This window comes from Brevundimonas mediterranea, assembly GCF_014196125.1.
GTDB classification, from domain to species: domain Bacteria; phylum Pseudomonadota; class Alphaproteobacteria; order Caulobacterales; family Caulobacteraceae; genus Brevundimonas; species Brevundimonas mediterranea.
This window is the reverse complement of record NZ_JACIDA010000001.1, coordinates 1,593,832-1,619,497: the sequence shown is the minus strand read 5'-3', so window position 1 is coordinate 1,619,497 and position 25,666 is coordinate 1,593,832. Positions and strand designations below refer to the sequence as shown.

Below are 25,666 nucleotides of genomic sequence, written 5' to 3'. Positions count from 1 at the left end.
CGAGCGAAAGCACTGGGTCCCGGCTTTCGCCGGGATGAGCGGATAAATTGATGGCCGATACTGAAACCTCCGCGACGATCTCGCTGGGCCAGCGGATCAAGGCCGCAGGCCCCGTCGCCAACCCCGCCGCCGCCGACCGCCTGCTGGAGACCCTGATCGAGGCCGCCGACGCCGACGGCTGGCGCGAGACCCTGGACGCCGCCTGGCCCGCCTTGGCGCCGGTGGCGGGCGCCTCGCCCTATCTGGCGGGCCTGATGCGTCGCCGCCCGGCCCATCTGCGCCGCCTCCTGGAGACCAACCCGACGTCGGGCCTGATCCGGATTCTCGCCGAGACCGACGCCCTCGACGACGAACCCGACGAGGTCCGCGCCCCGCTGCGCGTGCTGAAGGCCGACCTCCACCTGCTGACGGCCTTAGCCGATCTGGGCGGGGTCTGGGACCTGGACCAAGTCACCGGGGCGCTTTCCAGCTTCGCCGACGCCGCCTGCCGCGCCGCCCTGCGCGCCGTGGCCGCCGAACAGCGGGCGCGGGGCCGGCTGATCTCGCCCCCCGACGATTCGCGCGGCCCCATCCCCGGCCTGTTCGGCCTGGCCATGGGCAAACATGGCGCGAACGAGCTGAACTATTCGTCCGACATCGACATCTCCCTCTTCTTCGAGCCGCGCCTGATGGGCCTGGCCCTGCGCGAGGGCGAAGAGATGCAGGATTTCGCCAATCGGGTCGGCAAGGGGATCGCCACCCTGCTGACCGAACGGACGGCCGACGGCTATGTCTTCCGCGTCGATCTGCGGCTGAGGCCCGACCCGTCCTCGACCCCGCCGGTGGTGTCGGGCCCGATGGCCCTGGCCTATTATGAAAGCGTCGGTCAGAACTGGGAGCGGGCGGCCTTCATCAAGGCGCGGCCGGTGCTGGGCGATCCGCGCGCCGCCGCCCGGTTCGTGAAAGCCCTGCGCCCCTTCATCTGGCGCCGCAGCCTGGACTATGCCGCCGTCCTCGACATCCAGTCGATCAAGAAACAGATCCACGTCCACAAGACCGGTGAGGGGCTGCAGGCCGCCGGGGCCAATCTGAAACTGGGCCGGGGCGGCATCCGCGAGATCGAATTCTACGCCCAGACCCAGCAGCTGATCCTGGCGGGTCGCGACCCCGAGCTGCGCGCGACGCGCACCCTGGACGCCTTGGCGGCCCTGGCCCAGGCCGACCATATCCCCGCCGCCGTCGCCGAGGAGATGTCGGCCGCCTATGTCGAGCTGCGCGGTTTGGAGCACCGGGTCCAGATGCTGGACGACGAACAGACCCACCGCCTGCCCGAGGACCCCCAGCGCCGCGCCGCCGTCGCCGCCCTGGCCGGCTGGACCGACCTGGCCGCCTTCGACGCCCATGTCGAGGCCCTGCTGGTCCGGGTCAACACCCGCTACGGCGAACTGTTCGAGGGCGGGGAGGAGCTGGATTCCGCCTATGGCAGCCTGGTCTTCACCGGGGTCGAGAACGATCCCGAGACCCTGGACACCCTGCGCCGAATGGGGTTTTCCGAGGCGCCGTCGGTGGCGGACACCATCCGCTCCTGGCACCACGGCCGCATCCCGGCGACGCGGACCGAGCGCGGGCGCGAACTGTTCACCCGCCTGGCGCCCCGCCTGCTGGAGGCCCTGGCCCGGTCCGGCGCGCCCGACGACGCCTTTCGCCGGTTCGCCGTCTTCTTCTCGGGCCTGGCCGCCGGGGTTCAGGTCCAGGCCCTGTTCCTGAACCAGCCCAAGCTGTTCGAGATGGTGCTGGGCGTCATGGCCTTCGCGCCCCGCCTGGCCCGGACCCTGGGGCGTCAGCCGGCGGCCCTGGACGGGGTGCTGGACGCCCGCTTCCTGGCCGACCTGTCGGACGAGACCGGCCTGACCGAACAGATCCTGCGTGAAGCCGGCGAGACCGAGGATTTCGAAGGCGCCATGAACGCCGTGCGCCGCCTGCACCGCGAACAGATGTTCCGCATCGGCATCCACGCCATGACCGGCCGCGCCGGACCGGAGGCGGCCGGCCGCGCCTACGCCGCCCTGGCCGACGCCGCCATGCGCACCCTGTCGCCCGCCGCCCTGGCCGAGACCGAACGGCTGGGCGGCGCCTTCCCCGGCGCGGTCGCGGTGGTGGCCCTGGGCAAGGCCGGCTCGCGCGAGATGACGGCGGGGTCCGACCTGGATCTGATGACCCTGTACGACGCCCCGCCCGAGACGGTGTCCGAAATCAAGGGCTGGACCGCCGACGTCTTCTACGCCCGGTTCACCCAGCGGCTGATCGCGGCCCTGTCGGCCCATACGGCCGAGGGCGGCCTGTACGAGGTGGACATGCGGCTGCGGCCCACCGGGTCCAAGGGGCCGGTCTCGGTGCGGCTGTCCACTTTCGACGACTATTACGCCGGCGAGGCCGAGACCTGGGAGTTCATGGTCCTGACCCGCGCCCGCGTCGTCTGGGCCAGCGATCCGGTCTTCGGCGACCGGGTCTCCGCGGCGATCGAGGCGGCCCTGCGTCGGCCCCGTCCCGGCGTCGATGTCGCCGCCGATGTCCGCAGGATGCGCGCCCTGATGGATCGCGAGCGTCGCCCCCACGGCTTCTGGGATCTGAAACTGTCGCCGGGCGGCCAGGTGGACGCCGAGTTTGCGGCCCAGTACCGCCAGCTCCAGGCCGCCGTCGCGGGCGAGCCCCTGACCCTGTCCACGCTGGAGGCCCTGCACGACGACCCGGTCCTGGCCGAGGCCTGGCGGGTGCAGCAGCGGCTGGCTCATCTGCTGGCCGCCGCCTTCGAGGGCCGGGTCGATCCCGAGGCCGAGCCGTCGGTCTTCCGGCTGCGGCTGGCCGAGGCGGCGGGGGCTCAGGACTTCGAGTCGCTGAAGACCGAACTGACGGAACTGCGGGCGCGGGCGCGCAAGGCCTTCGAACGGGCGGTCCCGCTCACGCGCGAAGAGGTCAGTCGCGACGGAGAGTCCGAAGAGCCGCGTTCAATCTCCTGACAGGGCTGTCAACGACCGCTCAACGCGGTTCGAGGAGATTATCGAGATGAGAAACATCGTTCTGAACGGCTTCAGCGCCATGGCCTTGGCCGCCGTCCTCGGCGCCGGCGCCGGGGTCGCCACCGCCCAGGTTCCGCCGCCCCCGGCCGACGGCCCCTCGCCGCCCCATGCGCGCGGACCCGCAGACCGGGACGCCGACCTGACCCGCGCCGCCTTCATCGAGGCCCGCGTCGCCCGCCTGACCGCGCTGGACGCCGACCGCGACGGCACGGTCAGCGTGGCCGAGCGTGAGGCCGCAATGCAGGCCAAGCGCGCCGAGCGGGCCGACGACCGCTTCGCCACGCTGGACGCCAACGGCGACGGCTCCATCAGCCGCGCGGAGTTCGACGCCGGTCACGCCGCCCGTCCTGACCGGGCCGAACGCGGCCCCGGTCCTGAGCGCGCCCGGTCCGGTCCTCGCGGCGGTCCCCGTCACGCCATGCGCGGTCCCGAAGGTCGTGAACGCGGCCCCGTGGTGATCTCCGAGGTCGCCGCCAAACTGGGCGAGCAGTTCGACAAGATGGACGCCGACCGCAACGGCGTGGTCACCGCCGACGAGCGCCGGGCCGCCATGACCGCCCATCGTGCGGAACGCCGGGCCGAGCGTGGGGCCGAGCGTCAGCAACGCCGCGCCGTCCGTCCGGCGCAACAACCGGCTTCCCCGGCTCCGGCTTCGGAGTAAGAACGGTGTCGGGGTCGGCCGTCCTGGGCGAATCGGTCCCTTTCGTCAGCAGCGGAAGAGGCGGGTTTGGTCGCGATCGTCGACCCCGACGAGGATCTGGTGCGCCGTGTGGGTCAGGGCGACCCGGCGGCCGCGCAGACGCTTGTGTCGCGCAAGCTGCCGCGCATCCTGGCCCTGGCCCAACGCATGCTGGGCGACGCCGCCGAGGCCGAGGACGTGGCCCAGGAGACCCTGCTGAAGGCCTGGCGACAGGCGTCCAAATGGACCCCCGGCCAGGCCAAGTTCGACACCTGGCTGCATCGGGTGGCGCTGAACCTCTGCTACGATCGGCTGCGACGACGGCGCGAGATCCCCACGGAGACGCCGCCGGATCGCCCGGACGACGGTCCGGCGCCGGATCGCGGCCTGTTGGCGGCCGAGACGGGCGCGCGGGTGGATGGGGCGCTGAAACGCCTGCCCGACCGCCAGCGCGAGGCGTTGGTCCTGTGTCATTATCAGGAGCTGACCAATATCGAGGCGGCCGCCCTGATGAGCATCAGCGTCGAGGCGCTGGAGAGTTTGTTGTCGCGCGGACGCCGCGCATTGCGTCTAGCCCTGGCGGACCTCGCGCCGGGGATGAAGCCAGGGATGACTAAGGGAGTCGGACGATGAAGGCGGATCGGTTGCACGCTCTGGCGGAGGCTTACGGCGCCGACCTGCGTCGGTGGCCCGCGTCTGAACGCGTCTTCGCCGAAAGCCTGATCGCCGCCGATCCGTCGTTGAAGACGGTGCTGGCCCAGGCGGCGGCGCTCGACGCCCTGCTGGACGCTTCGGCCGCCCCAACGCCCTCGGCCGATCTGACGGCGCGCCTGCTGGCCGCCGCGCCGAAAGCGAAGACCCGCCGCTATCATCTTGACCGGATCGCCCTGTTCCTGGGCGCGGGCTGGGCGGCGGCCGCCTGCGCCGGCGTGGTCGCGGGCGTGGGTCTGACCACCCATGTCACCGCCGACGAGCGGGCCGACGCGGTGCTTTACCAATCCACCCTGGTCGAGGTGGACGATACGGAGGTTCTGGGATGAGCGGACGCAGCCTGAAGATCGCCCTGGCGGTGTCGGTGGCCCTGAACCTGTTCGCCCTGGCCGGCGGGGTCGCCTTCGCCGTCAGCCGGGCCAGGGTGGACGAACGGGTCGCCGAACTGCGCGGTCCCGCGCGCCACGGTCCCTTCCGCGAGGTGATCGCCCAGCTGCAGCCTGAGGTCCGGCGCGACGTTCGCGCCAGGATGCGGGCCGCTGCGCTCGCCGCCCGGCCCGATTTCGAGGCCGCCCGCGCGGCGCGGGCCCAAGCAGTCCAGGCGGCGTCCGAGCCCCGGATGGACGCGGTCCGGGTCCAGGCCCTGCTGGATCAGTCGCGCACGGCCGAGATGCGCGGCCGCGCCCGGCTGGAAGGCGAGGCCATCGCCATGCTGGAAAACCTGGACGTCGAGGACCGCAAGGTCCTGTCTGGCCTGCTGCGGCGGCGCGGCCCCGGTCCTGGCCACCAGACGCCCGCCCCCGGTCGCAACGCCGCGCCCCCGCCGCCGGGACCGGACGGCCCCGACGGTCCGGGCTGAGGCGGGTTCAGCCCTTGTTCGAGGCCCGATAGGCGACGACGGCGTCCACGGTGGCGCGGACCTTGGCCTCGATGGCGGCCCAGTCGCCCGACTTGACGGCTTCGTCGGTCACGAGCTTGGAGCCCATGCCCGCCGCCACGATGCCGGCGCCGAACCATTTGGCGATCGAGGCCTCGTCCGGATCGACCCCGCCGGTCGGCATGATCTTGACCCAGGGCATCGGTCCCTTGATCGCCTTGACGAAGTCCGGCCCACCGACCGACGAACCGGGGAACAGTTTGACGATGTCGCAGCCCAGCTCGTGCGCCTCGCCGATGTCCGTCACCGAGCCGCAGCCGGGGAAATAGGCCACCATGCGCCGGTTGCAGACCTTGGCCACGTCGGGGACCAGGCAGGGGCTGACCACAAAGCGCGCGCCCCGGTTCAGGTAGAGCGAGGCCGTGCCGCTGTCGACCACCGAGCCGATGCCCAGCACCACCTCCGGGTCGGTCCTGATCAGTTCGCGATTGATCTCGCCGAACAGGTCGCAGGCGAAGTCGCCGCGATTGGTGAACTCGACCACCGGCGCCCCGCCGCGTGCGCAGGCGCGGATGACGTTCAGGCTGACCTCGGGATCGGGATGATAGAAGACGGGGCAGACGCCCTGGGTCTCGAGCGCCTGAAGCACGCTGACGCGATCATGGGCCATGTCTTAATCTCCGCCTGTCCCGAGCCGCGCCGGAACGCCTGTGTTGCACCGACCGGTCGCCCGGCCTCGCCCCCTGCTTATCCCAGCCGCCGCCGAAAGCGAAAGCCGCGCGGCCGGGTTCGTGGCGCTGCGGCGGAACATATTGTTTCATCCGACGTCTTCGACGCCGCGTCCAAAACGGTTTAGGACGCGGGCCAGCAACAGGAGCCCCCGCCATGATGACCGCCATCTTCGTCTTCATCAAAACCGAGCTGGGCTACGCCAACGATGTGGCGGCCGACATCGTGGACAATGTCGAGAACGTGTCGGAGGTCTATTCCACCTCGGGCCAGCACGACCTGCTGGCCAAGTTCAACCTGCCGCGCGACGCCGACATCGGGACCTTCGTCACCAAACAGGTCCAGACCCGGCCGCATGTCCGCGACACCTTCACCGTCATCACCTTCTCGCCCTTCCTGCCCAAGTCGGCCTAGGTCTTGCGGGCGGCCCCCGCCTTACGCTTGACCTCGTCCTTGCGCTCTTCGGCCTCGTCGTCGTCGCCGACCTTCTCCTCGACCGTCGCAGAGAAGCGCTGGAAGGCGCCCAGGCCCACCAGCACCAGCACCGCCGCGATCAGCAGGGCGGCGGGATAGATCAGCAGGGCCACATCCTCGCGCGCCGTCTTGAACACGACCACAAGCGCCTCCAGGAACAGGGCGATGACGATGGTGGACAGGAACTTGGTCAGGCTGCGTCGGGCCTCGGCGGCGCTGCGCCGTTCGTTGCCGCGCCGCACCTCGTCCTCGAAGATGTATTTCGCCACGTCGAACACGGCGATGGCGACGATGACATAGCCCAGCATGTCCAGCACCGCGTCCGCCCCGGACTGGTCCGGCCGGCCGATCCCCTCCAGCGCGTCCTTCACGCCGAATCCAATCAGGGCCATGGCCGAAAGCAGCAGCAGAAGACTGGCGAAGCCGAAGACGGCGCGGGTCAGATAGGTCATGGCGGTACGGCTCCCTTGGCGGCTGTCAACGCGCGAACGGCCAAGCTGTTGCAGGGGTGAAAGGGTGACGACGGTCGCCGCCCCGGCTAAACGGAAGGAATAGGGAGACCACGCACATGACGCGATCCAACGCGCCCGCCTATCTGACCGGTTTCGGCAATCACTTCGCCACCGAGGCTGCACCCGGCGCCCTGCCCGTGGGCCAGAACTCGCCGCAGAAGACGCCGATGGGCCTGTACGCCGAACAGCTGTCCGGCACGGCCTTCACCGCCCCGCGCGCCGAGAACCGCCGCAGCTGGCTTTACCGCCTGCGCCCCTCGGCCCAGCACGGCCCCTATGTCGCCTTCGACCAGGGCCGCCTCCGCTCCGGCCCCTTCGACGAGACCCCGCCCAATCCCAACCGGATGCGTTGGGACCCGCTGCCCATCCCCGAGACCGCCACCGACTGGGTCGAGGGGCTCGTCACCTACGGCGGCGCGGGCGAGCCCGACGCCGGGGCCGGGGCGGGCATCCATCTGTATGTCGCCAATCGCTCGATGACCGACCGGGTCTTCTACGACGCCGACGGCGAACTGCTGATCGTGCCCCAGCAAGGCGCGCATCGCTTTGTCACCGAGATGGGGGTGATCGAGGCCGAACCCGGCCATGTCGTCCTGATCCCGCGCGGCGTCCGCTTCCGCGTCGAGATCGACGGACCCGTTCGGGGTTACGTCTGCGAGAACTACGGCAGCCCGTTCCGCCTGCCGGACCTGGGGCCGATCGGCGCCAACGGCCTGGCCAATCCGCGCGACTTCGAGACGCCCGTCGCGGCCTATGAGGACGTCGATCACCCGACCCAGTGCGTCCAGAAGTACGGCGGCCGTCTGTGGGCCACGACCTTTGCGCACAGCCCGCTGGACGTGGTGGCCTGGCACGGCAATCTGGCGCCCTGCCGCTATGACACGGCGCGGTTCAACACGATCAACACCGTCAGCTACGACCACCCCGATCCGTCGATCTTCACCGTCCTGACCAGCCCGTCCGAGACGCCGGGTACGGCCAATATCGACTTCGTCATCTTCCCGCCGCGCTGGATGGTGGCCGAGCACACCTTCCGCCCGCCGTGGTTCCACCGCAACGTCATGAGCGAGTTCATGGGTCTGGTGACCGGCGCCTATGACGCCAAGGCCGGCGGCTTCGCCCCCGGCGGCGCCAGTCTGCACAACCGGATGAGCGGCCATGGCCCGGATCAGGCCAGCTATGAAGGCGCGATCCAGGCGGAACTGAAACCGCACAAGATCACTGACACCCTGGCCTTCATGTTCGAGACCCGGGCCCCGATCCGTGTCACGAAATGGGCGTCAGAATCACCCCAGATGCAGCTCGACTATGACGATGTCTGGTCGGGCTTCACCAAAGGACAGGTCAAATGATCCGCATTTCCCTCATCGCCGCCGCCGCCCTGCTGGCCGCCGCCTGCACCCCCCAGACCACGACGGGCGCCGGCTCGGACGCCCCGATGCAGAGCGCCGAGGCCTCGGCCTGCGCCACGCGCGGCGGCACGATGAAACAGGTCGGCCGGATGCAGTCCTGGCAGTGCGTGATCAGCTACGCCGACGCGGGCAAGTCCTGCACCGACGGCGATCAATGCCAGGGCGACTGCCGCGTGGAAGGCAACAGCGGCATCGCGCCAGGCGCGGCCACGACCGGCGTCTGCCAGGCTGACAGCGACCGTTTCGGCTGCAATACGCCGGTCGAGGACGGCAAGGCCGGCCCGACGCTCTGCATCGACTGAGGCAAAGGTTCCGGGCGAGCCCCTCAGCCCCATAACCGTCATCCTCGCCCTCGTGGCGAGGATGACGGATTGAGAGGGAACCCGGCTTCTCTAGCCTCAGTCCCCGTGCTTGCCGTTGCTGGAGAACTCCGGCGGGGCGGCCTTGTGGATGAACTGCTCCGCCACCAGCCAGGCCTTGAACGGCCGCAGGCAGCCCAGGCACATGATCACCAGGATCGGCAGGGTCACGACTGCGTGCACCCAGATGGGCGGCTTCACGCTGAAGTCGAAGACCATCAGCAGGATCATCCCGACCAGGCCCACCGCCGTCATGACGAAGAAGGCGGGGCCGTCGGCCGGATCGGCGAACCCATAGTCCAGCCCGCATTTCGGGCAGGATTCGCGCAGGGTCAGATAGCCTTTGAACAGCGCCCCCTCGCCGCAGCGGGGACAGCGACAGGCCAGGCCGGTCTTCAAGGTGCTCAGGCGCGGATAATCGGTCATGGCCCCATCATGGGCCGGATCGCGCCGCCTGTCGCCGGACGAACCGTCCTATCTGTAGAATCCCGGTCAATGTCGGTTAACCGTGATTAAAGAGCTTGTGGGGCAAGGCTCGACGGATATGTCCGGGACCCCGCACAGCAAGCGTATCCTGAAGTCGACCGTGGCCGCCGCCGCGGCCGGCGCGGTCGTGTTCGCGCCACTGGCGCCGCTCGCCCAGGAAGCCGGCCGGTCGCGCGATCCGCTGTCGATCAGCATCGGCCAATCCAGCGAATTCACCCGTGTCGAATTCGGCGGCGTCATCGGCGCGCGTAGCCAGGTCCGGCGCGAGGGCGACAAGGTGATCGTCCGCCTGGGCGTCTCGGCCGCGCCGGACGTCTCGCGCCTGCGCGTCGATCCGCCGGAGGGGGTCAAGGCCGTCGAGACGCGGCTGGCGCGGGGCGGAACGACCGATCTGGTCATCACCCTGGCCGAGGGCGCCGACGCCCGGTCCGGCGCAGCTGACGGCGCGGTCTGGCTGAACCTCTACGCGCCGGGCAAGGCGCCCGAGCCGACGTCGGAAGAACGGGCGGCCGCCGTCAATTCCGTCGTGCCCGTCCGCGCCGTCTCGACGCCGGACAAGACGGTCCTGACCTTCCAGTGGGGCGCGCCGGTCGGCGCCGCCGTCTTCCGCCGGGGCGAGGCCGTCTGGGTCGTGTTCGACACCGCCGCCAAGATGGACCTGACCGGCGCCAAGGCCCTGGGTCCGGCCAAGGACGCCCGCTGGGCCGCCGGCCCTGACTACACCGCCGTCCGCATCGCCGCTCCCGACGGCCTGCCTGTGGCGGCCGAAGGGCAGGGCGGAACCTGGACCGTGACCATCGGCGGTCCGCCCGCCGGCGCCTCGGGCGTCGAAATCGACCGCTCCGACGACGGCTCGGCCACCCTGGTGGCGCGGATGGCGGGCGCGACCAAGACCGTCTGGCTGACGGATCCCCTGGTCGGCGACCGTTTCGCCGCCGTCACCGCCTTGGCGCCCGGCAAGGGGTTCTCGGGTACGCGCAGCACCGTCGATCTCAGCCTGATCCCCACCGCCCAGGGCCTGGCGGTCGAGACCACGACCGACGATCTGAAGATCGAGGCGGCGGGCGATCTGGTCACCCTCAGCCGCCCGCAGGGCCTGACCCTGTCGCCGCCGTCGGCGACGCTGGAGGCGGCCGCCCGTGAGGATGACGCGCCGAAGCCGGCGGCCTATCCGGCCCTGATCCTGGAGGAATGGGGGACGGCAGGCGAGGACGGCTTCTCGCAACGTTATCGCCGCCTTCAGGATGCGGCGGCTCAGGAAACCATCGCCGGAACCGACAATCCCCGCGCGCCCATCGCGGCGCGCATGGCCCTGGCCCGTTTCCTGGTCGGGTCCAGCCTGAACTATGAGGCGATCGGCGTCATCAACGCCCTGGTCGCCAAGGCTCCCAACATGCAGGGCGAGCCCGAGGTGCGCGGCCTGCGCGGCGCCGCCCGCGTCGGCGTCGGCCGTCTGGAGGAGGCCCAGGCCGATTTCGCCGGCTCGGCCCTGTCCAACGATCCCGCCGCCAAGGTCTGGCAGGGCTATATCGCCGCCGAACAGGGCGACTGGGAGGGGGCGCGCCGCGCCTTCGCCGCCGGCGCCTCGGTCATCGACGACTTCCCCAAGGAATGGCGCGCCCGCTTCGGCGCAGCCCACGCCCTGGCCGCCATCCAGACGAACGACCTGCCGGCCGCGCGCCAGCTGCTGGCCTATGTCTTCAGCCAGAACGCCTCGGCCGCCGATCAGCTGACCGCGCGCGTGGTCCAGGCGCGGCTGTTCGAACTGTCCGGCGACAAGGACCGGGCGCTGGCGGTGTACAAGGCCGTGGCCCGCGCGCCGCTGGACGGCATCGCCACCCCCGCCAAACTGGGCGCCATCGGTCTGGAGCTGGACAAGGGCGTCCTGACGCCGGATCAGGCGGCCCAGCAGCTTGAGCAGTTGAAGTGGCGCTGGCGCGGCGACGCCACCGAACTGGCCGTCATCCGCAAACTGGCCGACCTCTATCTTCAGCAGGGGCGCTATCGCGAGGCCCTGGACGCCCTGCGCGGCGCCGGCAAGCGGATGTCCGGGGTGCCCGGCGCCGCCGAGATCTACGCCGACCAGTCCAACGCCTTCCGCGCCCTGTTCCTGGAAGGGGCGGCTGACGGCTTGCAGCCGGTTCAGGCCCTGGCGCTGTTCTATGATTTCCGCGAACTGACCCCCATCGGCGCCGACGGCGACGAGATGGTGCGCCGTCTGTCGCGCCGCCTGATCGACGTCGACCTGCTGGACCAGGCCGCCGAACTGCTGAAACACCAGGTGGACGAGCGTCTGGACGGGGTGGCCAAGGCCCAGGTCGCCACCGATCTGGCCACCGTCTATCTGATGGACCGTCAGCCGGAGAAGGCGTTGCAGGCCATCTGGGGCTCGCGCACCACCCTGCTGCCCAACGCCATCAACAGCGAGCGTCGGGCGCTGGAGGCCCGCGCCCTGATGGATCTGGGCCGCTACGATCACGCCCTGGAGGTTCTGGACCGCGACCAGTCCGGCCCGGCGCGCGAGGTGCGCGGCGACATCCTGTGGAAACAGCAGAAGTGGGCCGAGGCCGCGCCCCTGTACGAAGCGCGTCTGGGCGACCGTTACAAGCAGGCGGATGCGCCCCTGACCCCGGCCGAGGAAAGCTGGCTGATTCGCGCCGGCGTCGGCTATTCGCTGAGTGGAAACCCCGCCGCCCTGGATCGTCTGCGCGGCCAATATTCGCCCTTCATCCCCCGGGCGCGGTCGGCCAATGCGATCCGCGTGGCCCTGGACGACAATCTGGCGGGTCTGGCGGGAGCGAACGACTTCGCCGCCCTGTCGGCCAACGCCGACACCTTCGTCGGCTGGGTCAACGCCGCCAAACAGGACTTCCGAAAGGAAACGGGCGGGAATCGCCCTGCGACCCCCGCCCGTTGAATCGGTTGATCGGTCCCCGAGGGGACCGGAAAAACCTTAGCCGTTGACGGCGTCCTTCAGCGGCTTCGAGACGCGGAAGCGGACGGCCTTGGAGGCGGCGATCTTGATGGTCGCGCCCGTGGCGGGGTTGCGGCCTTCACGCTCGGCGCGGGCGGCGGTGTCGAAGACGCCCAGGTTCGAGATGCGCACGTCGCCGCCGGCCTTCAGGCTGGCGTGGATGTTTTCGACGATGGCGGTCAGCACCTTGCCGGCGTCGGCCTGCGAGACACCGGCGTCCTTGGCGACGGCGGCGATCAGTTCGGCTTGAGTGGTCATAAGAAGCGTTTCCAGTGTTAGTCGCCCGATTCAGGGCGAGGACCGGTGGATCAACACGGATTTCGTCCGGCATTGCAAGCGGGTAAAAGGCGCAAAGCCTTATGGGGCGGGGATTATCCGGTTCCGGACGCCCGCTGGAAGCTCTCGACCAGGCTGCCGGCGACCAGTCTCCAGCCGTCCACCAGCACGAAGAAGATCAGCTTGAACGGCAGGGACACCACCACCGGAGGCAGCATCATCATACCCATGGACATCAGCACGCTGGCGACCACCAGATCGATCACAAGGAACGGAACGAAAAGGAGAAATCCGATTTCGAACGCCTTCTTCAGCTCGCTGATCATGAAGGCCGGCGTGACCACGCGCAGGGGCAGCTCCTGCAGGTTGGTCGGGGCCTCCACACGGCTCAGACGGGTGAACAGGGCCAGGTCTCCGCGGTCCACCTGAGCCAGCATGAAGGTTTTCACAGGTTCCGACGCCGCATCGAAGGCCTGGGGCAGTTCCATCTGCTGATCCAGCAGCGGACGGATGCCCGAATCATAGGCGTCCTGCCAGGTCGGGGCCATGACGATGGCGCTCAGGAACAGGGCCAGGGACACCAGGACGGCGTTCGGCGGCGACTGCTGCATCCCCAGCGCCGTCCGCAACAGCGACAGGACCACGACGATTCGCACGAAACTGGTGGTCATGATGACGATGGAGGGCGCCAGCGACAGCACGGTCATCAGCCCGACCAGCTGCACCACCCGCTGCGTCAGGCCCGCGCCGCTGCCCAGGTCGATATTGATCGCCGACCCGCCCGCCGCCGCGTCCTGGGCGAAGGCCGCCAGGGGCCAGGCCAGGCAGACCAGGGTGGTGAACAGCGACAGCAGGGCCGCGCGCTTCAGCTCGGCGCCCGTGGGGATCGTGAAAATCCCCTTCACTTGAAGATCTCCGTCTGGCGCGGCTCGATCAGTTCGCGGCCTTCGCCCAGCAGGATCAGCCGCTCTTCCGCATCGATCCGCACCAGGACCAGCCGGCGCGCGGGGTCCAGCACCAGGGTCTCGACCACCTGCATCCGCCGTTCGCCGCGCTGGGCGTTCAGCTTGGCCATCAGCTGCGGCGCATAGCGACGCGCCGCATAGGCGGCCAGGCCGATCAGGCCCAGGGTGAAGGCCAGGCCGAAGACGGCGCGGGCGAGATCGAGGAAATTCATACGCTTAAGGCCCCGCGCAGTCGGCGCTGTTCCTCAAGTCTTAACCACCACGGTTAACGATGGGTTTAGATAACGGCCTGTTAACCATGCAGGCGGCATTTTCTGCCCATCGCGCGCATCCGCGTCGCACGGGAGATCGCCATGGGCGTCGCCGACATACCGCTGCTGGGGCAGATCAAGGGCCGGCTGGGCTGGCTGGACGAGCGCCAGAAGCTCATCGCCGAGAACGTGGCCAACGCCGACACGCCCGGCTTCGTCGGCCGCGATCTGAAACAGCCGACCGACTTCGCCGCCGCCCTGCGTTCGGGCGGGGGGCTTCAGGTCGTCCGCACCAACCGCGCCCATATCGCCCCGGCCGTCAGCGCGCCTCGGTTCGACCCGACCAAGTCGCCGGACTCCGAGACCACGCTCGACGGCAACTCGGTGGTGGTCGAGGAGCAGATGCTGAAGATGGCCGAGAGCCGCATGGCCTATGACGCCGCCATCGGCTTCTACCAGAAATCCATGTCCATGCTCCGCATGGCCGCGCGCAAGCCTGGCGCGGGCTGAGACGAAGGACTGATCCATGCCTGATCCCATCCCCCCCTCGAACAGCGCCATGGCGGTGGCGGCCTCGGCCCTCAAGGCCCAGCAGTCGCGCATGCGCGTCATCGCCGAGAACATCGCCAACGCCCAGTCCACCGCCCGCACCCCCGGCGGCGAGCCCTATCGTCGCCAGATCCCGGTCTTCCAGGCGCGCGAGGTCGACGGCGCGACCGGCGTCACCCTGGCCGAGGTCCGGCCCGACCAGGGCGAGTTCAAGATGGACTACGACCCCTCGCACCCGGCGGCCAACGCCCAGGGCTATGTGATGCGGCCCAATGTCGACACCCTGGTGGAAGCCATGGACATGCGCGAAGCCCAGCGCGCCTACGAAGCCAATCTGAACGTCATCGAGACGGCGCGGTCCATGGACAGCCGCACCCTCGACATCATCAAACGCTGAGGACTAGGCCATGAACCCGATGATGGCCGCCCGCGCCTACGCCGCCGTTCAGGGCAGCGCCATGCCCACGGCGGCGCAGCCGCCCGCCTCCGGCGACAACGGCTTCGCCGATCTGGTCAAGAACGCCATGACCGACATGACCCAGCAGTCGCGCTCGGCCGAGACCCAGATGACTCAGTCGATCCAGGGCAACGGCAATCTGATCGACGTGGTCACGGCCCTCAGCTCGGCCGAGGCGTCGCTGGAAACCGTGATGTCCGTCCGCGACCAGGTGATTTCCGCCTACAAGGAAATCATGGCCATGCCGATCTGATCCGCCGGCGCGCAGGCCAGACTCAGCCGCGCGTCGCCAGAACCCCCGCCAGATCACGCGCCTGTCCGCGCAGGTCCGGCACCGCGGTCATTTCCCAGAAGGCGCCGCGCGTCAGCGGGCCTATGGCGTACAGGCCCGGCGTCCGGGCGCCCGAGACGGCGATCAACTGACCGCCGTCATCGACCTCCAGCCCCAGGCCCAGCGGATCGGGACGGCCGTAGCCCCGGGTCAGCAGGTCGCGGATCACCGGTTCGGCGCTGTGCTGGATCACGCCCAACGGGCCGGTGCAGTTGATCACAAGATCGAACCGGTCGCGGATCGAACGGCGACGATGGCGCGGACGCCAGGCCGCCTCGATCTTTCCATCGTCCAGAACCGCGCCCGTCAGCTTGCCGGCCAGCACCGTCAGGTCTCCCGAGGCGAGCATCGAGGCGATCTCGCGCGTCGTGCCTGGCGACATCCTGTGCCGGTGAACGTCCCACAGGGGGCGCAGGTGGCGCAGGAACCGACGCTTCTGGTCCGGCGTCCAATCACGCCACAGGTCGCGGGCCCTGTGTCTCAACCGGTCGAACACCGCGCGCCAGTCATGGGTCAGGGTCGCGCGCCGCACCTGGGCCAGCACCTCGGACGGACCGCCGGAGAAGTCGCCGGGGAAGGTCGGCGGCGGAACCGTGGCGTGGCCGCGCGGCAGCAGACCATGGCGCGACAGGGCGGTGAAGCGCCGGCCCGGCCGCTGCAGGGTCAGGGCCGCGTCGACCATGGTCAGGCCCGAGCCGATCAGTAGGATGCTGCGCGCCGCGCCCACCGTTTCGGCGTCGATACGCCAGGGGTTCTCGACATAGGCCGACGAGGCCCGCACCGCCGCATCGACCCCCGGCGGAGACGCGGGCTCGAGATTGCCCAGGGCCAGGACCACCGCGTCCGCCGTGACGACGTCTTCGCCGACCGTGATCCGCCAGGCGTCGTCCGTTCTCTGGATCGCCCGCGCCTCGCCGCGCACCAGCCTCAGCCGTTCCGTCGCCCCGTCCAGGGTCTCGGCCAGCAGATGGCGCAGATAGTCGCCGTACATGCCGCGGGTGATGAAGCCGTCCTGGGCGCGCCACGACGGCTGTTCCGCCAGCCAGTCGGCCAGATGGCCCGGCTGGTCGGGAAAGGCGCTCATATTGTCCAGGCGGACGTTCAGCAGATGGCCGGGATTGCCGGTGTCATAGGCGACGCCGGGTCCGAAGGCGTCGCGCCGTTCGATCAGCGTCGCCCGCGTCTCGGGCGACTGCCTCAGCAACTGGATCGCGGTGAGCAGACCGCTGAAACCTGCGCCGATGATCGCGACGTGCGGTCCGTGGTGTTGCGGCATCGACGCTCCCGTTTCGCACCCTCTTGCGAGGTCGTTCACCCTGATATGGCGGGTGACAGATGGCTCGATCATGGCGATTAATGCCTATCTGCCAAGTAGGAATATGGGCGTCAGGTTACGTGCGGAAAATTGCGGGTCGGAGGTGCGCCGAAGTCCGCGCCCCGGGCGGCCGTCTTGCCGGACATGCGGGGGCGGGCCGCGCGCAGGTCGCGGATCGCCAGAGGCGCCAGGGTCCAGGGCTCGATGCAATAGCGATGGAACAGGCGGCGGGGATCCTGCACCAGGCGATAGGCCCATTCGATCCCGGCGCGGCCCATCCATCGCGGCGCGGGATTCTGGGTTCCCGCCTCATAGTCGAAGGCGGCGCCGACCGACAGGATGACACAGTCGGGCAGGGCGTCGAACACGGCCAGGGTCCACAGCTCCTGGCGCGGCATGCCCATGCCGACGAACAGGATATGCGGCTGAAAGGCCTGAATCTCCGCGACGACTTCGGCGTTGTCGGCTGATCCTGCGCGGGCGTCGAAGAAGCCGTGACGGGTGCGGATCTCGGTCTTGGGATAGCGTGCGCCCAACCGGCGCGCCGCCTCCTCGCCTACGCCCGGCGCGCCGCCGACCGCCATGACCCGCCAGGCCTTGCGGTTCGCGACGCTCCAGAAATGGTCGCGCCAGTCCAGATAGGTGCAGCGATGAAACCCCCGGCTGTGCAGCCCCAGCGCGCGCGAGAACCAGATCATCGGTGTCGAATCGACCTCGATCAGCTCGGCCATTTCGTAGAAGGCCCGCATCTCCGGATGTTTCTGGAGCAGGTAGAGGCTGTGCAGATTGTGGTTGGCCACCACGCTCTTGCGGCCCTCGGCCACGGCGTCCTGGACGTGATGCAGCACTTCCTCGGGCTTCACCAGATCGACCAGCTGGCCGAACATGTGGACGCGCTCGCGCCGACGCCGACGCTTGCGATAGGTCGCGCGAGGGGTCGTGCGCCGCTCGTGCGCCTTGGAAACTCGGGACGGATCCGCCATCGCACCCAGATAGGGGCAGGGCTCTCAAAGCGAGGTAAGCGAACAGGCTTAACGGGCCGCAACCATGTCCGACCGACGCCTGCGTCGGGGCCTCCCGCCCCGCTTGCGAAATAAAACCGACCTCCGACGAAAAATCCCTGTTGACCCCGCCCGGACCCTCCCTTAGAGGTCCGCGCCTTCCCGATGGAAACGCCGCAAGGCGCTGCCGACGGGGCCCAGATGGCGGAATTGGTAGACGCGCTGGCTTCAGGTGCCAGTGGCTTAACGGCCGTGGAGGTTCGAGTCCTCTTCTGGGCACCATATTATAGACGGCGTCGTGTTTTCGGACACGGCGCCGTTTGCTTTTTCGGCCTATCGCATCGCGCGCGGCGCTCTGCTGCTTGAGGCCATCTTCGTTTTGGGGCCTATCGCCTCGCGCGCGGCGCTCGCCTGCTTGAGGCCCGTCCGTCGCGCTGTAAGCCGTTTCGTCCCGTCCCCCAGCCGTGTAAGAACCTGCTCATGACCGTTTACCTGCACGAGGGCGACCTGCCCGACGATCTGGACCTGGGACCGGACGTCGCCATCGATTCCGAGACCATGGGCCTGCGCTTCCGCCGCGATCCCCTTTGCGTGGTCCAGCTGTCGGCCGGCGACGGAAACGCCCATGTCGTGCGGCTGAAACGCCCGGATTATGACTGCCCGAATCTGAAGCGGCTGCTGACCGATCCGGCGGTGACCAAGATCTTCCATTTCGGCCGCTTCGACATCGGCATGTTCCTGTTGCACCTGGGGGTCGAGACCCGGCCGGTCTATTGCACCAAGATCGCCTCCAAACTGGCCCGCACCTATACCGACCGCCACGGGCTGAAGGACGTGGTGCGCGAGACGGTCGGCGTCGACCTGTCCAAGGCCCAGCAGTCGTCGGATTGGGGCGCGGCCGAACTGACCCAGGCCCAGCTGGATTACGCCGCCTCGGACGTCCTGTATCTGCACGCCGCCCGCGCCAAGCTCGACCTGATGCTGGCGCGCGAGGGACGGGCCGAACTGGCGGCCCAATGTTTCGATTTCCTGCCGACCCGTTCGGCGCTCGATCTCGCCGGCTGGGACGAGATCGACATCTTCGCCCATAGCTGAGGCGCGCTTGACCGAACCCGGCGAACAGACACGGATCCAGGCGGACGCCGCGGACGAGGCCCGGGTGGTCTTGGCCGGTGCGCGCTGGCGGGCGCGTTCGCGGCGAGTCAAACTGTACCGCCGCGTCCTGCCGATCATTATCCTGGTGCTGGCGGGCGGCGTCCTGACCTGGACCGTGTTCCGCACCGTCATGTCGGGGGTCGAGCGCAAGGCCAGCCAGGGCCAGGAGGTCCGCCTGGACAAGCCCCTGTTCCATGGTCAGGACGCGCAAGGCCGCGCCTTCACCGTCGGCGCCCAAGGTGCGATCCGCGATCCCGCCACCGGTCATTTCCGCCTGGTCGGCCCGGCGCTGAAGCTGAACCTGGGCGGCCGCAAGGTCACCGAAATGACCGCTGACGGCGGGACCTACAACGAACAGGCTAGGACCGTGACCATCGGTCCGAACGTGCGGATTTCGGACGGCGGCTCCGGCTTCGTCCTGACCACGCCCGAGGCGGTGGTCGACACCAATACCGGGATCATCACCGGTTCACGGGGCGTTCAGGGCGCCGGCCCTATTGGAACCATCAACGCTTCGTCCTATGCGATCTATGATCAGGGCGAGCGCGTGGTGTTCAACGGCTCTGGCGACACCAAGATAAGCGGGACCATCAATCCCTCGGGATCAGGCGAATGACGGCGATGACAGCGAAAACCCAATACGCCCGGACCGTTGCGGCGCTGGCGGCCCTGACCCTGCTGGCCCTGCCGGCCGTGGGCGACGCCCAGAGCGCGGGCGCCAGCTCGAACCAGCCCATCGCCTTCGGCGCCGACACGGGCGAACAGTCCGCCGAACGCATCAGCCTGCGCGGCCGGGCCGAAGTGACCCAGGGCCAGAACCGTCTGCGGGCCGAGGCTATCACCCTGTTCCGCAACGCCGCCGGCGATCCGGAGCGGGTCGAGGCCACGGGCACCGTCTATTTCGTCACCCCGACCCAGTCGATGCGCGGAGACCGCGCCGTCTACACCCTGTCGAACGGCGAACTGGTCGTGACCGGAAACGTCATCCTGAACCAGGGCAAGAACGTCCTGACGGGCGGGCGACTGGTCTATAACGTCAACACCGACGCGGCCAACATGTCGGGCGCCCCGCGCGGCGGGACCGCCGGCAGCCGCATCCAGGGCGTCTTCTATCCCAACGGAACCAACTGAGGTCGCCCGGCCCAGGATGTAAGAACGGGATCTGAGGATTTGGCGCGCAAGGAACTCTCCGCCCTGAACCTGTCCGACCGGCCGACGGCCGCGCCGGAACCGGCGGTTTCGGCCGCCGAAAAGGGGCTGCGGGTGCGCAACATCGCCCGCGCCTTCGGCCAGCGCCAGGTGGTGAGCGACGTCTCCCTGACCGTCCAGCGCGGCGAGGTCGCGGGCCTGCTCGGCCCCAACGGCGCCGGCAAGACCACCTGTTTCTACATGATCACCGGATTGATCCCGCCGGATTCCGGCAGCATCTGGCTGGACGGCGAGGACATCACCAGCCAGCCCATGTACCAGCGCAGCCGCATGGGCCTGGGCTATCTGGCCCAGGAGGCCTCGATCTTCCGCGGCATGACGGTCGAGCAGAACATCATGGCGGTGGTCGAGCTCAACTATCCGCGTGATCAGCTGAAGGCCGAGACCGACCGCCTGCTGAACGAGCTTCACATCGACCATCTGCGCCACGCCCCGGCCACCGGCCTGTCGGGCGGTGAACGCCGCCGGGTCGAGATCGCCCGCGCCCTGGCGGGCCGGCCGTCCTTCATCCTGCTGGACGAACCCTTCGCCGGCATCGACCCCCTGGCCATCGCCGACATCCGCTCGGTCATCCGCTATCTGGCGGACCAGGGCATCGGCGTGCTGATCACCGACCACAATGTCCGCGAGACCCTGGACATCACCGACCGGGTCTCGATCATCTCGGGCGGGTCGGTCCTGTTCGAAGGCACGGCTGAAGAGGCGGTCAACGACGCCGAGGTCCGACGGGTCTATCTGGGCGAAAACTACGCCTGAGTTCGACGGGGCCTGTCGCACACAGGGCCTCTGACCGTCGCTGCGCCCGCATTCGCACGGCTGCGCACCGTCGTTTGTCGGGCGTTAACCAGTGCGGCCACATCCTGCACAGCAAGTTCCGGGCCAGTTGGCGCACCGGCAGGATTTTCGAACGTGATCGGGCAACGTCTAGAGATCAGACAGGGGCAGGGGCTGGTCATCACGCCCCAGCTGCAGCAGGCGATCAAGCTGCTGCAACTGTCGAACCTCGAGCTCGAGGAGTTCGTCGAGGCCGAGCTGGAACGTAATCCCCTGCTGCAACGCGACGAGCCCGAGGGCGAGGGCCCCGAGGCCCCGGTTTCGGTTTCCGACGCCGCTTCAGACGGCGAAATGTCCTTCGGCGACGGGGTCGGCCATGAGTCCGTCGCCTCGATGGACGCCGGGTCCGACGACGTCTACGGCGACGCCGCCCCTGGCGAACGCACCAGCGACCGCATGACCGACGAGGCCCAGCCCGGTCTGTCCGACTGGTCCAGCGCCGGCAAGGGCGGCCAGCTGTTCGAGGGCGATGGCGAACGCCCCGACGCCCACGAGCTGACCCTGTGGGAGCATCTTCAGGCCCAGGCCTCCTCGGCAGGTCTCTCGCCCGCCGACCACGCCATCGCCCTGACCCTGATCGACGCCACCGACGAGGGCGGCTATCTGCGCGGCGAAATGGCCGAGTTCGCCGATCGCCTCGGCGTCAGCCTGGACCGGATTGAGGCGGTGGTGGCCGTCTGCCAGGGGTTCGAGCCGACCGGGATAATGGCCCGTTCGGTGCCCGAATGCCTGAAGCTGCAGCTGATCGAGCGCAATCGATTCGATCCGGCCATGGGCGCCCTGCTCGACCATCTGGACCTGCTGGCCCGGCGCGACCTGGCGGGCCTGAAGAAGATCTGCGGCGTCGATGGCGAAGACCTGGCTGAGATGATCGCCGAGCTGAAGGCCCTGACGCCCCGCCCCGGCGCCGGATTCGGCGGCGAACCGGCCCAGACGGTGGTGCCCGACGTCCATGTGCGGCCCGACCCGGCCGGCGGCTGGCGGGTCGAGCTGAACGCCGACACCCTGCCGCGCCTGCTGATCGACAAACGCTATCACGGCCTGGTTCAGGCCGGCGCCCGCTCCGACACCGAGAAGACCTTCGTCGCCGAATGCGCCGCTCAGGCCAGTTGGTTGGTCAAGTCGCTGGACCAGCGGGCCAAGACCATTCTGAAGGTCTCGTCCGAGATCGTGCGCCAGCAGGACGCCTTCCTGGCCTTCGGCGTCGAATTCCTTCGGCCGCTGAATCTGAAGACGGTCGCCGACGCCATCGGCATGCACGAATCGACGGTCAGCCGCGTCACCTCCAACAAATATGTCTCGACCCCGCGCGGGGTGTTCGAGCTGAAATTCTTCTTCACCGCCGCCATCCAGTCGGTGGACGGCGCCTCGACTCATTCGGCCGAGGCGGTCCGCCACCGGATAAAAACCATGATCGATGGGGAAGGGGTGGGGGGCGACGTTTTGTCCGATGATCGGATCGTCGAAATCCTTAAGGAGGCGGGCATAGATATAGCCCGTAGGACGGTCGCCAAGTATCGGGAAGCCTTGAGGATTCCGTCCTCCGTCGAGCGCCGCAGGATGCTTAAGACCGGCTGAAGCGTGACCACAAATCGGTGATCTCGATTGACACCAAATGCGGGCGGGAGCGTTCTATCCGTATGCAAGTCCAAGTCAGCGGCAAGCAAGTGGATGTCGGCGAAGCGTTAGGCTCGCGCATCTCCCAGGAACTCGAAGACGGGGTCGGAAAATACTTCGCCCGCGGCGGTGAAGACGCCGAGGTCGTGGTGTCCAAGGACGGCCACAACTTCAAGGTGGACTGTTGGGTCCGCCTCGCGTCGGGCCAGACCCTGGTGACGACGGGCATGGGCGGCGACGCTCATTCCGCCTTCACCGAGGCGCTGGATCGTCTCGAAAAGCGGGTCCGTCGCTACAAGCGCCGGCTCAAAGATCACCACATCGGGCCCAAGGGCCTGTCGCCTGAAAAGACCGAAAACGCCGCCCGCGAAGTCGCTCGCAGCATCGTGCTGCGGGATCCCGACAGCGTCGAGGACGACGTCTTCGGCGACACCGGCGAAAACGACGGCCCGCCGCCCGTGGGCATGGTCATCGCCGAGACCGAGCACGAGATCCGCACCATCACGGTCGGACGCGCGGTCCTGGAACTGGATATGACCGGCTATCCGGTGGTGCTGTTCCGCAATGCGGCGCATGGCGGCCTGTCCGTCGTCTATCGCCGCCCAGACGGCAATGTCGGCTGGATCGACCCCGAGCGCACGAAGAAGTCGAACGGGCATTAGACTTACGGCTTAGTTTGACTTTGCCGCGGGAGCCTCTAAAGGGGCGCCCGCGGCCGCCAGTCGCTTATCTAGAGTTGGGCTACCCATGGATATCGCAGATCTGCTCGCGCCGAACGGCGTGGTGCTGCGTGGCGGCGCCTCGTCGAAACGTCAGGCGCTTCATGCCGTGGCCGAGGCCGCGGCCCAGGCTCTGGGCGTCGACCAGGGCCGTATCTTCGAGGCCCTGCTGGAACGCGAAGCCCTGGGCTCTACCGGTTTGGGCTCCGGCGTCGCCGTGCCGCACGCGCGACTGAAGGAGATCGACCGGGTTACGGCCGTCTTCGTGCGCCTGGATACCCCCGTCGCCTATGAGGCGGTTGATGATCGTCCGGTCGATCTGCTGCTGGCCCTGTTCGCCCCGCCCAAGGACGGGGCCGAACATCTGCGCGCCCTGGCGGCGGTCTCGCGCGCCCTGCGGTCGCCGGAACTGCGTGAACAACTGCGTCAGGCCCGGACGGTCGATGCGATCAAGGCCCTGTTCGTCAAGGACGAGGCGCCCGCCACGGCCGCCTGACCGGTCGGGCCGTCAAGGGCGGCGACCGGCCGCCCTTTCTCTTATTCAATGAACCGAGACCGGCTCCAGCTCGTGCGCCACAGCGGCGGCGAAGGCGGTGTCGCGGTCTAGCATGACGGCCAGCCGTTCCCCGTCGGCGCTGTGAACGGCGTAGAGGGACTGATTCGGGTCGAAGGCGATGTCCTTCATCTCGACCGCCTCTTCCAGCAGGTCGGACGCCTTCACCTCGCGCACATACACGAGATCGGGGGCGCCCAGTCCGGCGAAATCTTCCTTGGTCATCATCATCGGCGTCATAGGACCGCCTCCTTCGCTTTGACAACGCCCGGATCGCCGGGCGGTTCGAACGGCTGCGCTTTTCAGCCGGCCGTGATGGGGATGCGCCGCACCTGGCGCTCGGCCTCGGGCCGGATCAGATCGACATGCAGCAGGCCGTGTTCCAGCCGCGCGCCCTCGATCTCAAGCCCGTCGGCCAGGACGAAGCTGCGTACAAAGCCTCGCGCCGCGATGCCGCGATGCAGGAAGGCCTGTTCGCTCTTGCCAGCATCGTCGCGCTTGCCGGCGATGGTCAGCTGCCGCCCTTCCAGGGTGATGGCCAGTTCTTCCGGCGCAAACCCGGCCACCGCCAGGCTGATGCGGACCCCCGCCTCGCCGATCTGTTCGACATTATAGGGGGGATAGCTCTCGGCCGCCGCCTTGGCGGCGCGGTCGATCAGGGCGCGGGTGTGGTCGAAGCCGAGCAGAAAGGGGCTGTCGAACAGGATGGTTCGCGTGGTCATCGGGGTCCTCGAAAAGCGACCGACCGTCCGGCCCCCCGCATTCGGCAGGGCTTCTGGTCAGCGAGGAAGATGGGGGCTGACGCGGCCGGGATCAACCGTGCGCGCCGCCGCTCCCCGATCACGTCAGTGGATGGCTTCACCGTGCTGGGTATAGTCCAGCCCCTCGACCTCTTCGTCCCTGGTGACGCGCAGGCCCGTGGTGAACTTGCAGATCATCAGGACCACGAAGGTGCCGACCGCGCTCCAGACGATGGCCCCGCCCAGGCCCAGCGCCTGTTTCCACACCGTCGCGCCCTCGGACAGGGCGTTGATGCTGGTGGTGGCGAAGACCCCGGTCAGCAGGGCGCCGACGATGCCGCCGATCCCGTGCACCCCGAAGGCGTCTAGGCTGTCGTCGTACTTCAACGCATGCTTCAGCCAGACGGCCCCGGCGTAGCAGGCCGGGCCGGCGATCAGGCCGATGAAGAAGGCGCCCTTGGGATCGACGAAGCCGGCGGCGGGGGTGATGGCGACCAGACCGCCGACGACGCCCGACAACAGGCCCAGCAGGGTCGGGCGCTTGCGGTCGAACCATTCGACGGTCATCCAGCCCAGGGCCGCAGCCCCGGCGGCCAGGATGGTGTTGAAGGCGGCGGTGGCGGCCAGGGCGTCGGCGGCGCCGGCCGATCCGGCGTTGAAGCCGATCCAGCCGACCAGCAGCAGGCCGGTGCCGATGGCGCTATAGACCAGATTGGCGGGGGCCATGTTGTCGCGGCCGAAGCCGTGGCGCGGCCCCAGCACCAGGGCGCAGACCAGGCCGGCGACGCCCGCATTGACGTGGACCACCGCCCCGCCGGCGAAGTCGAGCACGCCCAGGCTCCCCAGATAGCCGCCGCCCCAGACCTGGTGACAGATCGGCGCATAGACGATCAGGTGCCACAGGGCGAAGAACAGCAGGCTGGCCGAGAATTTCATCCGCTCGGCGAAGGCGCCGGCGATCAGGGCCGGGGTGATGATGGCGAAGGTCATCTGGAAGCTGACGAACAGCAGTTCCGGCAGGCCGGGCAGCAGACTGTGCGCCGTCTCCATCGTCACCCCGTTCAGGAAGGCCGCCTGGACCCCGCCGACCAGGCCGTTGACCGCATCCGGCCCCTTGCCGAACGACAGGCTGTAGCCGACCAGGAACCACAGCACCGAGACGATGGCGAAGGCCGCCGCCGACTGGGCGATGACGCTGATGATGTTCTTCTTGCGCACCATGCCGCCGTAGAACAGCGCCAGACCCGGCAGGGTCATCAGCAGCACCAAGGCGGTGGACGTCAGGATCCAGGCCGTGGCCGCATTGTCGATGACCAGGGGCGCCTGATGCGCCAGCAGGGCGGGAGCAGCCGCCAGGGCAGGAGAGGCGAGCGACGCCGCTCCAGCGACGGCGATTGCGGACAGGGCGGCGGTTCGGGTCATTTC

30 protein-coding genes and 1 tRNA gene are annotated in these 25,666 nt (G+C 68.8%); 20 read left to right on the top strand and 11 right to left on the bottom strand.

The window, feature by feature from the left end; all coding sequences use genetic code 11:
• The first annotated feature begins 50 nt into the window (after positions 1-50).
• The 5 genes from GGR11_RS08080 to GGR11_RS08060 all read left to right on the top strand — a co-directional run bounded on the left by GGR11_RS08080 (position 51) and on the right by GGR11_RS08060 (position 5,305).
• Positions 51-2,996, top strand: coding sequence for a bifunctional [glutamine synthetase] adenylyltransferase/[glutamine synthetase]-adenylyl-L-tyrosine phosphorylase (locus GGR11_RS08080; protein WP_183196191.1), 2,946 nt, complete (start codon positions 51-53; stop codon positions 2,994-2,996).
• Between the two features lie 46 nt (positions 2,997-3,042).
• Positions 3,043-3,717, top strand: a complete 675-nt coding sequence (locus GGR11_RS08075) for an EF-hand domain-containing protein (RefSeq protein ID WP_183196190.1) — start codon at positions 3,043-3,045, stop codon at positions 3,715-3,717.
• Between the two features lie 66 nt (positions 3,718-3,783).
• Positions 3,784-4,368 carry an RNA polymerase sigma factor gene (locus GGR11_RS08070; protein ID WP_183196189.1) on the top strand — a complete coding sequence of 195 codons (585 nt, stop codon included), beginning with the start codon at positions 3,784-3,786 and terminating at the stop codon, positions 4,366-4,368.
• Positions 4,365-4,775 carry a hypothetical protein gene (locus tag GGR11_RS08065; RefSeq protein WP_183196188.1) on the top strand — a complete coding sequence of 137 codons (411 nt, stop codon included), beginning with the start codon at positions 4,365-4,367 and terminating at the stop codon, positions 4,773-4,775. The genes GGR11_RS08070 and GGR11_RS08065 overlap by 4 nt, the downstream gene beginning before the upstream one ends.
• A complete protein-coding gene (locus GGR11_RS08060) occupies positions 4,772-5,305 on the top strand; it encodes a periplasmic heavy metal sensor (protein WP_183196187.1) in 534 nt (177 codons plus the stop codon). Before GGR11_RS08065 ends, GGR11_RS08060 begins: the two co-directional genes overlap by 4 nt.
• A 7-nt stretch (positions 5,306-5,312) precedes the next feature.
• On the opposite strand, the gene GGR11_RS08055 is transcribed toward GGR11_RS08060, so the two are convergent.
• The gene (locus GGR11_RS08055) at positions 5,313-5,993 is read right to left on the bottom strand and encodes a bifunctional 4-hydroxy-2-oxoglutarate aldolase/2-dehydro-3-deoxy-phosphogluconate aldolase (RefSeq protein ID WP_183196186.1); all 681 of its coding nucleotides are present in this window, start codon (positions 5,991-5,993) and stop codon (positions 5,313-5,315) included.
• A gap of 215 nt (positions 5,994-6,208) precedes the next feature.
• Here GGR11_RS08055 and GGR11_RS08050 point away from each other — a divergent pair, with 215 nt between their 5' ends.
• The gene (locus tag GGR11_RS08050; protein ID WP_183196185.1) at positions 6,209-6,466 is read left to right on the top strand and encodes an Lrp/AsnC ligand binding domain-containing protein; all 258 of its coding nucleotides are present in this window, start codon (positions 6,209-6,211) and stop codon (positions 6,464-6,466) included.
• Here the strand turns inward: GGR11_RS08050 and GGR11_RS08045 are convergent.
• Positions 6,463-6,978 carry a GNAT family acetyltransferase gene (locus GGR11_RS08045; RefSeq protein WP_183196184.1) on the bottom strand — a complete coding sequence of 172 codons (516 nt, stop codon included), beginning with the start codon at positions 6,976-6,978 and terminating at the stop codon, positions 6,463-6,465. The genes GGR11_RS08050 and GGR11_RS08045 overlap by 4 nt on opposite strands.
• Positions 6,979-7,094: 116 nt before the next feature.
• Here GGR11_RS08045 and hmgA point away from each other — a divergent pair, with 116 nt between their 5' ends.
• Together hmgA and GGR11_RS08035 are read left to right on the top strand one after the other, a co-directional pair.
• Positions 7,095-8,390, top strand: coding sequence for a homogentisate 1,2-dioxygenase (hmgA, locus tag GGR11_RS08040; protein WP_183196183.1), 1,296 nt, complete (start codon positions 7,095-7,097; stop codon positions 8,388-8,390).
• Complete coding sequence (locus GGR11_RS08035) at positions 8,387-8,752, top strand: hypothetical protein (RefSeq protein ID WP_183196182.1); 366 nt, start codon at positions 8,387-8,389, stop codon at positions 8,750-8,752. Before hmgA ends, GGR11_RS08035 begins: the two co-directional genes overlap by 4 nt.
• Before the next feature lie 96 nt (positions 8,753-8,848).
• Here GGR11_RS08035 and GGR11_RS08030 read toward each other — a convergent pair whose 3' ends face one another.
• A complete protein-coding gene (locus GGR11_RS08030; protein ID WP_183196181.1) occupies positions 8,849-9,235 on the bottom strand; it encodes a DUF983 domain-containing protein in 387 nt (128 codons plus the stop codon).
• 118 nt (positions 9,236-9,353) lie between these two features.
• On the opposite strand from GGR11_RS08030, the gene GGR11_RS08025 reads away from it, so the two are divergent.
• Positions 9,354-12,212, top strand: coding sequence for a tetratricopeptide repeat protein (locus GGR11_RS08025; protein ID WP_183196180.1), 2,859 nt, complete (start codon positions 9,354-9,356; stop codon positions 12,210-12,212).
• Positions 12,213-12,248: 36 nt separating this feature from the next.
• Here the strand turns inward: GGR11_RS08025 and GGR11_RS08020 are convergent, their stop codons facing one another.
• The 3 genes from GGR11_RS08020 to GGR11_RS08010 form a co-directional block, all read right to left on the bottom strand.
• Positions 12,249-12,527, bottom strand: a complete 279-nt coding sequence (locus GGR11_RS08020; protein WP_008263548.1) for an HU family DNA-binding protein — start codon at positions 12,525-12,527, stop codon at positions 12,249-12,251.
• Positions 12,528-12,640: 113 nt separating this feature from the next.
• Complete coding sequence (fliP, locus tag GGR11_RS08015; RefSeq protein ID WP_183196179.1) at positions 12,641-13,450, bottom strand: flagellar type III secretion system pore protein FliP; 810 nt, start codon at positions 13,448-13,450, stop codon at positions 12,641-12,643.
• Positions 13,447-13,722 (bottom strand): flagellar biosynthetic protein FliO, encoded by a 276-nt coding sequence (locus tag GGR11_RS08010; protein ID WP_183196178.1) that lies wholly within the window; start codon positions 13,720-13,722, stop codon positions 13,447-13,449. The genes fliP and GGR11_RS08010 overlap by 4 nt, the downstream gene beginning before the upstream one ends.
• A 141-nt stretch (positions 13,723-13,863) precedes the next feature.
• On the opposite strand from GGR11_RS08010, the gene flgB reads away from it, so the two are divergent.
• The 3 genes from flgB to fliE are packed head-to-tail and all read left to right on the top strand — an operon-like array spanning position 13,864 to position 15,020.
• Positions 13,864-14,271 (top strand): flagellar basal body rod protein FlgB, encoded by a 408-nt coding sequence (gene flgB, locus GGR11_RS08005; protein WP_035311182.1) that lies wholly within the window; start codon positions 13,864-13,866, stop codon positions 14,269-14,271.
• A 49-nt stretch (positions 14,272-14,320) separates the two neighbouring features.
• On the top strand, positions 14,321-14,707 hold the full coding sequence (flgC, locus tag GGR11_RS08000) for a flagellar basal body rod protein FlgC (RefSeq protein ID WP_008261179.1): 387 nt from the start codon (positions 14,321-14,323) through the stop codon (positions 14,705-14,707).
• Between the two features lie 10 nt (positions 14,708-14,717).
• A complete protein-coding gene (fliE, locus tag GGR11_RS07995) occupies positions 14,718-15,020 on the top strand; it encodes a flagellar hook-basal body complex protein FliE (RefSeq protein ID WP_183196177.1) in 303 nt (100 codons plus the stop codon).
• A 22-nt stretch (positions 15,021-15,042) separates the two neighbouring features.
• On the opposite strand, the gene GGR11_RS07990 is transcribed toward fliE, so the two are convergent.
• Both GGR11_RS07990 and GGR11_RS07985 read right to left on the bottom strand, forming a co-directional pair.
• Positions 15,043-16,374 carry an FAD/NAD(P)-binding protein gene (locus GGR11_RS07990; RefSeq protein ID WP_183196176.1) on the bottom strand — a complete coding sequence of 444 codons (1,332 nt, stop codon included), beginning with the start codon at positions 16,372-16,374 and terminating at the stop codon, positions 15,043-15,045.
• 110 nt (positions 16,375-16,484) lie between these two features.
• The gene (locus GGR11_RS07985; protein ID WP_183196175.1) at positions 16,485-17,396 is read right to left on the bottom strand and encodes a WecB/TagA/CpsF family glycosyltransferase; all 912 of its coding nucleotides are present in this window, start codon (positions 17,394-17,396) and stop codon (positions 16,485-16,487) included.
• A gap of 213 nt (positions 17,397-17,609) precedes the next feature.
• On the opposite strand from GGR11_RS07985, the gene GGR11_RS07980 reads away from it, so the two are divergent.
• The 8 genes from GGR11_RS07980 to ptsN all read left to right on the top strand — a co-directional run bounded on the left by GGR11_RS07980 (position 17,610) and on the right by ptsN (position 23,444).
• Positions 17,610-17,696, top strand: a tRNA-Leu gene (locus GGR11_RS07980).
• A 198-nt stretch (positions 17,697-17,894) separates the two neighbouring features.
• Entirely contained in the window at positions 17,895-18,509 is a 615-nt protein-coding gene (locus tag GGR11_RS07975) for a ribonuclease D (protein WP_183196174.1), read from the top strand.
• A 7-nt stretch (positions 18,510-18,516) separates the two neighbouring features.
• Positions 18,517-19,185: an LPS export ABC transporter periplasmic protein LptC gene (lptC, locus tag GGR11_RS07970; protein WP_183196173.1), complete on the top strand. Its 669-nt coding sequence runs from the start codon at positions 18,517-18,519 to the stop codon at positions 19,183-19,185.
• Positions 19,182-19,700, top strand: a complete 519-nt coding sequence (locus tag GGR11_RS07965; protein WP_183196172.1) for an LptA/OstA family protein — start codon at positions 19,182-19,184, stop codon at positions 19,698-19,700. The genes lptC and GGR11_RS07965 overlap by 4 nt, the downstream gene beginning before the upstream one ends.
• Before the next feature lie 39 nt (positions 19,701-19,739).
• Entirely contained in the window at positions 19,740-20,534 is a 795-nt protein-coding gene (lptB, locus tag GGR11_RS07960) for an LPS export ABC transporter ATP-binding protein (RefSeq protein WP_183196171.1), read from the top strand.
• A gap of 153 nt (positions 20,535-20,687) precedes the next feature.
• Entirely contained in the window at positions 20,688-22,190 is a 1,503-nt protein-coding gene (rpoN, locus tag GGR11_RS07955) for an RNA polymerase factor sigma-54 (RefSeq protein WP_183196170.1), read from the top strand.
• A 62-nt stretch (positions 22,191-22,252) separates the two neighbouring features.
• Positions 22,253-22,891, top strand: a complete 639-nt coding sequence (gene hpf / locus GGR11_RS07950) for a ribosome hibernation-promoting factor, HPF/YfiA family (protein ID WP_183196169.1) — start codon at positions 22,253-22,255, stop codon at positions 22,889-22,891.
• 85 nt (positions 22,892-22,976) lie between these two features.
• Positions 22,977-23,444: a PTS IIA-like nitrogen regulatory protein PtsN gene (gene ptsN, locus GGR11_RS07945; RefSeq protein WP_183196168.1), complete on the top strand. Its 468-nt coding sequence runs from the start codon at positions 22,977-22,979 to the stop codon at positions 23,442-23,444.
• 45 nt (positions 23,445-23,489) lie between these two features.
• Here ptsN and GGR11_RS07940 read toward each other — a convergent pair whose 3' ends face one another.
• The 3 genes from GGR11_RS07940 to GGR11_RS07930 all read right to left on the bottom strand — a co-directional run bounded on the left by GGR11_RS07940 (position 23,490) and on the right by GGR11_RS07930 (position 25,663).
• Complete coding sequence (locus tag GGR11_RS07940) at positions 23,490-23,741, bottom strand: DUF1150 family protein (protein WP_008260703.1); 252 nt, start codon at positions 23,739-23,741, stop codon at positions 23,490-23,492.
• 62 nt (positions 23,742-23,803) lie between these two features.
• On the bottom strand, positions 23,804-24,223 hold the full coding sequence (locus GGR11_RS07935) for an Hsp20 family protein (protein ID WP_183196167.1): 420 nt from the start codon (positions 24,221-24,223) through the stop codon (positions 23,804-23,806).
• A 123-nt stretch (positions 24,224-24,346) separates the two neighbouring features.
• On the bottom strand, positions 24,347-25,663 hold the full coding sequence (locus GGR11_RS07930) for an ammonium transporter (protein ID WP_183196166.1): 1,317 nt from the start codon (positions 25,661-25,663) through the stop codon (positions 24,347-24,349).
• Between the last annotated feature and the right edge of the window lie 3 nt (positions 25,664-25,666).

What these genes read in the sequence shown, in the direction of transcription:
- GGR11_RS08080 (WP_183196191.1), top strand. Translation starts at nt 51, where the DNA reads ATGGCCGATACTGAAACCTCCGCGACGATCTCGCTGGGCCAGCGGATC.
- GGR11_RS08075 (WP_183196190.1), top strand. Translation starts at nt 3,043, where the DNA reads ATGAGAAACATCGTTCTGAACGGCTTCAGCGCCATGGCCTTGGCCGCC.
- GGR11_RS08065 (WP_183196188.1), top strand. Translation starts at nt 4,365, where the DNA reads ATGAAGGCGGATCGGTTGCACGCTCTGGCGGAGGCTTACGGCGCCGAC.
- GGR11_RS08060 (WP_183196187.1), top strand. Translation starts at nt 4,772, where the DNA reads ATGAGCGGACGCAGCCTGAAGATCGCCCTGGCGGTGTCGGTGGCCCTG.
- GGR11_RS08055 (WP_183196186.1), bottom strand. Translation starts at nt 5,993, where the DNA reads ATGGCCCATGATCGCGTCAGCGTGCTTCAGGCGCTCGAGACCCAGGGC.
- GGR11_RS08050 (WP_183196185.1), top strand. Translation starts at nt 6,209, where the DNA reads ATGATGACCGCCATCTTCGTCTTCATCAAAACCGAGCTGGGCTACGCC.
- GGR11_RS08045 (WP_183196184.1), bottom strand. Translation starts at nt 6,978, where the DNA reads ATGACCTATCTGACCCGCGCCGTCTTCGGCTTCGCCAGTCTTCTGCTG.
- hmgA (WP_183196183.1), top strand. Translation starts at nt 7,095, where the DNA reads ATGACGCGATCCAACGCGCCCGCCTATCTGACCGGTTTCGGCAATCAC.
- GGR11_RS08035 (WP_183196182.1), top strand. Translation starts at nt 8,387, where the DNA reads ATGATCCGCATTTCCCTCATCGCCGCCGCCGCCCTGCTGGCCGCCGCC.
- GGR11_RS08030 (WP_183196181.1), bottom strand. Translation starts at nt 9,235, where the DNA reads ATGACCGATTATCCGCGCCTGAGCACCTTGAAGACCGGCCTGGCCTGT.
- GGR11_RS08025 (WP_183196180.1), top strand. Translation starts at nt 9,354, where the DNA reads ATGTCCGGGACCCCGCACAGCAAGCGTATCCTGAAGTCGACCGTGGCC.
- GGR11_RS08020 (WP_008263548.1), bottom strand. Translation starts at nt 12,527, where the DNA reads ATGACCACTCAAGCCGAACTGATCGCCGCCGTCGCCAAGGACGCCGGT.
- GGR11_RS08010 (WP_183196178.1), bottom strand. Translation starts at nt 13,722, where the DNA reads ATGAATTTCCTCGATCTCGCCCGCGCCGTCTTCGGCCTGGCCTTCACC.
- flgB (WP_035311182.1), top strand. Translation starts at nt 13,864, where the DNA reads ATGGGCGTCGCCGACATACCGCTGCTGGGGCAGATCAAGGGCCGGCTG.
- flgC (WP_008261179.1), top strand. Translation starts at nt 14,321, where the DNA reads ATGGCGGTGGCGGCCTCGGCCCTCAAGGCCCAGCAGTCGCGCATGCGC.
- fliE (WP_183196177.1), top strand. Translation starts at nt 14,718, where the DNA reads ATGAACCCGATGATGGCCGCCCGCGCCTACGCCGCCGTTCAGGGCAGC.
- GGR11_RS07990 (WP_183196176.1), bottom strand. Translation starts at nt 16,374, where the DNA reads ATGCCGCAACACCACGGACCGCACGTCGCGATCATCGGCGCAGGTTTC.
- GGR11_RS07985 (WP_183196175.1), bottom strand. Translation starts at nt 17,396, where the DNA reads ATGGCGGATCCGTCCCGAGTTTCCAAGGCGCACGAGCGGCGCACGACC.
- GGR11_RS07975 (WP_183196174.1), top strand. Translation starts at nt 17,895, where the DNA reads ATGACCGTTTACCTGCACGAGGGCGACCTGCCCGACGATCTGGACCTG.
- GGR11_RS07965 (WP_183196172.1), top strand. Translation starts at nt 19,182, where the DNA reads ATGACGGCGATGACAGCGAAAACCCAATACGCCCGGACCGTTGCGGCG.
- hpf (WP_183196169.1), top strand. Translation starts at nt 22,253, where the DNA reads ATGCAAGTCCAAGTCAGCGGCAAGCAAGTGGATGTCGGCGAAGCGTTA.
- ptsN (WP_183196168.1), top strand. Translation starts at nt 22,977, where the DNA reads ATGGATATCGCAGATCTGCTCGCGCCGAACGGCGTGGTGCTGCGTGGC.
- GGR11_RS07940 (WP_008260703.1), bottom strand. Translation starts at nt 23,741, where the DNA reads ATGACGCCGATGATGATGACCAAGGAAGATTTCGCCGGACTGGGCGCC.
- GGR11_RS07935 (WP_183196167.1), bottom strand. Translation starts at nt 24,223, where the DNA reads ATGACCACGCGAACCATCCTGTTCGACAGCCCCTTTCTGCTCGGCTTC.
- GGR11_RS07930 (WP_183196166.1), bottom strand. Translation starts at nt 25,663, where the DNA reads ATGACCCGAACCGCCGCCCTGTCCGCAATCGCCGTCGCTGGAGCGGCG.